This is a genomic window from Streptomyces mutomycini (genome assembly GCF_001700505.1).
GTDB classification, from domain to species: Bacteria; Actinomycetota; Actinomycetes; order Streptomycetales; family Streptomycetaceae; genus Streptomyces; species Streptomyces mutomycini.
In genome coordinates this window covers 1-4,741 of sequence record NZ_MAPV01000305.1, presented here as the reverse complement: position 1 = coordinate 4,741, position 4,741 = coordinate 1, and the positions used below count along the sequence as shown (strand labels likewise).

Sequence of the window (4,741 nt, the reverse complement as noted above, 5' to 3'; positions counted from 1 at the left end):
ATCGACGCGCTGGCGAAGAAGCTGTCCGCGGACGAGCGCCTGATGGCCTGGATACCTCCACGACGCATTCCGTTCGCCCGCCTCGAACGGCGCACCGCCGACGCGGTGGTACAGCTTCCGGGGCGGCCCGCGCAGCCCGTCCCGACCGAGCTGCTGCCGCTGCTGGAACTGGTCGACGGTCGCCGTACCCTCGGTGACCTCGCCGGCGAACTGGCCCTGCCCGTCGGCGGGACCGAGTCACTGCTGCGAGAGCTGGTCCGCCGTCGTTGGGTGACCTGGCGGCTGGAGGTTCCCTCCGGTGCCCGCCCGGAGCGGGAGTTGCGTGCGGTGCTGGAGCGGGTCGGGGATGCCGGTCTGCGGGAGCGTGTGCTGGAGCCGCTGGAGGTGCTGGAGCGGGGTCGTGACCGGGTGCAGGCGGCGGGGCGGGACGCCACCGCTCTGTGCGAGGCGCTGGCCGGGCTGGAGGAGGACTTCACCCGGATCACCGACACCGCCTCCCAGCGCGCCAAGGGCACCCGTACCGCGCCCAACCGCTCACTGGTCTACTCCGACACCCGACGCTCCGCGACCGCCCGGCTCAGCCCGGCCGTCCTCGACGAGCTGACGCCGCTCTCGATGTGCCTGACCGCCGTGGGCTGGCTCACCAGCCGGTACGCGGAGTCCATGCGCACCCGTATCCGCGAGTCCTTCGACCGCGTACGCGGTGACCGGCCGACCACCGATCTGGCTTCGCTCTGGTTCGCCTGCCTGCCCGCTCCGCACGCCGAGTCCATGCCGGAGGCGGACCGGATCGGAGCCGAGCTGCGCGAGCGCTGGGCGAGGATCATCGACGCCCCGGAAGGCGCCCGCCGGGTGCAGCTGTCCTCGGCGGACATCGCCGAACGGGTCCGGGAGGAGTTCGACGGCCCGCGCGACGGCTGGTCGCTCTCCCGCTATGTCAGCCCCGACATCCTGATCATGGCCAAGGACGCCGCCGCGGTGGAACGCGGTGAGTTCGAACTCGTCCTCGGCGAGTTGCACATCGCCATGAACACCGTGGCCGCCTCGCTCTTCGTCAACCAGCACCCTGCCGTCGAGGAGCTGATCGCCGAGACCTGCCGGGACTTCCCCGGCCCCCGCCTGATGCCGATGCTGCCCAAGGAGCTGCCGCTGAAGTGGTCGGCGCGCAGCCGCCCCGCACTCGACCGTCCGGAGGACTACTTCGTCGCTGTGGCCGAGCACACCAGTGACCCGCACCGGGACCGCACCGTGCTCAGCGCCGAGGTCACCGTCGCCGACCACGACGGCCGGCTGACGGCCGTACTGCCGGACGGCAGCGAGTTCGATGTGCTGGACGTCTTCAGCCACGCCCTCACCAACCGCGTCATGGACCGCTTCGCGCTCCGACCCGACGCGGATCATGTGCCGCGGGTGGCGGTGGACAAGCTGGTGGTGAGCCGGGAGTCGTGGCGGTTCACGGGTGGGGATCTGGAGTTCGCGGGGGAGAAGAGTGAGGCGCGGCGGTATGTGCGGGCGCGCAACTGGCGCAGTGGGCTCGGGTTGCCGCGTTACGTGTTCGTGGTGTCGCCGACGGAGCCGCGTCCGTTCTACGTGGACTTCGACGCGCCGGTCTACGTGAACATCCTTGCCAAGGCGGCCCGGCGGCTGGCCCGGAAGGACCCGCAGGCGAAGCTGACGATCACCGAGATGCTCCCGACGCCGGAGCACGCCTGGCTGACCGACGACCAGGGCAACGCCTACACCTCCGAACTCCGCTTCGTCGCCGTCGACCAGGAGCACCAGCAGGGGGGAGTGCCGTCATGGTGAGCTTCCTCGACGCGATACGCGCACACGCCGTGCGCACCCCGGAAGCCGTCGCGTTGCGCACCGGCAGCACCTCGCTCAGCTACCGCCGGCTCGACGCCCGGATCGACCGGCTGGCCCACGCCCTGACCACCCGCGGGGTCGGCCGGGAAAAGGTCTGCGCCATCGCCCTGGAACCGGGACCGGAGAGTGTGGTGGCGGTGGCGGCGGTGCTCCGCGCCGGAGGCGCCTTCCTCACGCTCGACGTGACCCAGCCGCAGCCCCGACTGGCCGCCATGGTCCACAGTGCCGGTGCCACCAGCCTGCTCACCCGCCGCACCCTGCGGCAGACCCTGAGCCTGCCGGTGGACGGACCGGTCGTCGAACTCGACGAGCTCTACGGGCCGGAGGGCCCTGACGACGTCGACGCGAGCGACGGGGTCCACGGGACCCCCGACGGGCTGCCCGAGGTCTCCGGACGACAGCTGGCCTACGTCAGCCACACCTCAGGCTCCACCGGCAGCCCCAACGCGGTACTGATCGAGCGCGCCGGTCTCGACTCCTACCTGGGCTTCATCGCCCGCGACTACGGCCTCGGTCCGCATACCGTGGCGCTCCAGGTCGCACCGCTCGGCTACGACGCCTCCATCCGGGACACCTTCGCCCCACTGGTGGCCGGGGGCACCGTGGTACTGGCGGAACGGAGCACCCTGCTGCGCGCCGACAGCTTCGCGGAGACCCTCCGGGAGTACGGCGTCAACACGCTGCTGAGCGTCACGCCGTCCTTCCTCACCTTCCTCTCCCAGCAGGACCGGGCAGGAGAGCGGCTGAGCGGACTGCGTCTGGTGGTCTCCAGCGGCGAGTCGCTGCTGCCCTTCCTCAGTTCCGGAGCGCGCCGGGTGCTGCCGGGCGATCTCGTCAACCAGTACGGCCCCTCCGAGTGCACCATGACCGCCACCCGCTACGCGGTGCCGTCCGAGCCGGAGACCACCGCCGATCTGGTCGGGACCCCGGTCGACGGGATGACGGCGAGGCTGATCGGCCCCGACGAGCGGGAGGTCCCTCCGGGAGAGACCGGCGAGATCGCCCTCGGCGGCATCGGCGTGGCGCGCGGCTACCGGGGACTGCCCGCGCTCACCGCCGACCGCTTCCGTCCCGACCCGGGCGGACCGCCGGGTGCCCGCGCCTTCCGCACCGGCGACCTGGCGCGCAGCAGACCTGACGGGGTGCTGGAGTACCTGGGCCGTTCCGACCGGCAGGTGAAGATCCGGGGCTACCGGGTCGATCCGGCCGAGATCGAGGGTGTGCTGCTCGGGCACCCCCGGGTGACCGGCACCGTGGTCACCGCGGAACCCGACGACCAGGGCCGGGTGTTCCTCTACGCCCATGTCACCGGTGACCTGGACACGGTCACCGACGCGGAGCTTCGCAGGCACCTGGCGGGCTTCCTGCCGACCCACATGATGCCGCGCCGCTTCCACCGCATCGAGCGGCTGCCCACCACCCGCACGGGCAAAGCGGACAGGGCCGCCCTGCGCGGCGGTGGCCCGTCCTTCCCGGGCCGGACGCCGTGACCGCCGCCGGTGTCCGCCTCGCCGCGGCCGAGGTACGCGCGGCGGCCGAGCGGATCCGCGGACCGGTACGCCGTACGCCGCTGCTGAGCGCCGATGGACTGCTGGGTCCGTCCGGTCCCTCCGGACTGCTGCTGAAGGCCGAACACCTCCAGCGTGGCGGCTCGTTCAAGGCGCGTGGCGCCGCCAACGCGATGCTGGGCCGGGCCGCCCGGGCGGTGGTCGCCGGCTCCTCGGGGAACCACGGCATAGCGGTGGCCGCGCTCGCCCGCAGGACCGGCGCCGAGGCCACCGTGGTGATGGCTGCCGGAGCGGGCCGGGCCAAGGCCGACGCGATCCGCGCACTCGGCGCCCGGGTGCTGGCGGTGGAGGGCGGCGTCGCCGCGCGTGACCTGCTCGCCCGCCAACTGGCCGCCGGCACCGGGGCCCTGCTCGTGCCGTCCTCCGACGACGAGCACGTCGTCGCCGGACAGGGGACCGTCGCGCTGGAGATCCTGGAGGACGAGCCCGATCTCGATGTGCTCTTCGTCCCGGTCGGCGGTGGCGGGCTCCTGGCCGGCAGCTGCCTGGCGGCCGATCTCGCCGGACGTCCGCTGCGGATCATCGGCGTGGAGCCCCGACAGACCCGGCGCTACGCCGTCTCGGTCGCCGCCGGGCGGCCGGTGGAGCTGCCCGCCTCGCGGACCGTCGCCGACGGACTGCGGGGCCAGCGGCCCGGCGAGGTCATCTTCCCCATCGTCCAGCGGCGTGTCGACGAGCTGATCGCCGTCGACGACGAGGAGGTGCTCGCTGCGATGGAGCTGCTGAACCGCGCCGGGGTCCCCGCCGAGCCGAGCGGGAGCGTCGCCCTGGCCGGCGCGCTCCAGTACGGCGTCCGCGGACGTACGGCGGTGGTGGTCTCCGGCGGCAATTCACCGAACGCGCTCGCCGCCATGCGCGCGGCGGGCTCGGCCACCGCGCCGCTCGTGCCGTCCCCGGCAGCCTTCTCGCGCCCCTCGTCCCTTTCGGTACTGCCATCACCTTCAACACTGTCAAAGGAGTCACTGTGAGTGTTCAGGACTGGACCACTGTGCAGGACCTGCGTACCACCGCCGGTCTGACCGTACTGATCACCGGCCTGTTCCGGGAGGCGCTGAGCAATGAGGAACTGGACGAGCACGCCGACTTCTTCGAGGCGGGCGGCGATTCGCTGACCGCGTTCCAGATCACCGGCCGGCTCCAGGAGGCGGTGGGTACCGAGGTGGCCGTAGCCCTGGTCTTCGCCTACCCCACCCCTGCCGAGCTGGCGGAGATCGTCGCCGAGGAGCTCACCGGCATCCCGGCAGGGGTGGCACATGAGTGACGGCGACGCTCCGATGCTGGGCCGCCGTTGGCGGTTGTGGGAGCAG

Annotated in this window: 4 protein-coding genes; all 4 read left to right on the top strand. The window is 72.5% G+C overall.

Translation table 11 applies throughout. The annotated features are described in order from the left end of the window. On the top strand, positions 1–1,806 hold a 1,806-nt coding region (locus BFF76_RS29970; protein ID WP_065849482.1), incomplete at its 5' end, for a lantibiotic dehydratase. Continuing rightward, complete coding sequence (locus tag BFF76_RS29965; RefSeq protein WP_065849481.1) at positions 1,800–3,356, top strand: amino acid adenylation domain-containing protein; 1,557 nt, start codon at positions 1,800–1,802, stop codon at positions 3,354–3,356. The genes BFF76_RS29970 and BFF76_RS29965, both read left to right, overlap by 7 nt. Beyond that, positions 3,353–4,402: a threonine ammonia-lyase gene (locus BFF76_RS29960; protein WP_065849480.1), complete on the top strand. Its 1,050-nt coding sequence runs from the start codon at positions 3,353–3,355 to the stop codon at positions 4,400–4,402. The genes BFF76_RS29965 and BFF76_RS29960 overlap by 4 nt, the downstream gene beginning before the upstream one ends. Next, entirely contained in the window at positions 4,399–4,695 is a 297-nt protein-coding gene (locus tag BFF76_RS29955; protein WP_078850460.1) for an acyl carrier protein, read from the top strand. The genes BFF76_RS29960 and BFF76_RS29955 overlap by 4 nt, the downstream gene beginning before the upstream one ends. The last annotated feature ends 46 nt before the right edge of the window (positions 4,696–4,741 follow it).

Bases quoted from the DNA above. Each gene is read 5' to 3' on its own strand.
- BFF76_RS29965 (WP_065849481.1), top strand. From the start codon at position 1,800: ATGGTGAGCTTCCTCGACGCGATACGCGCACACGCCGTGCGCACCCCG.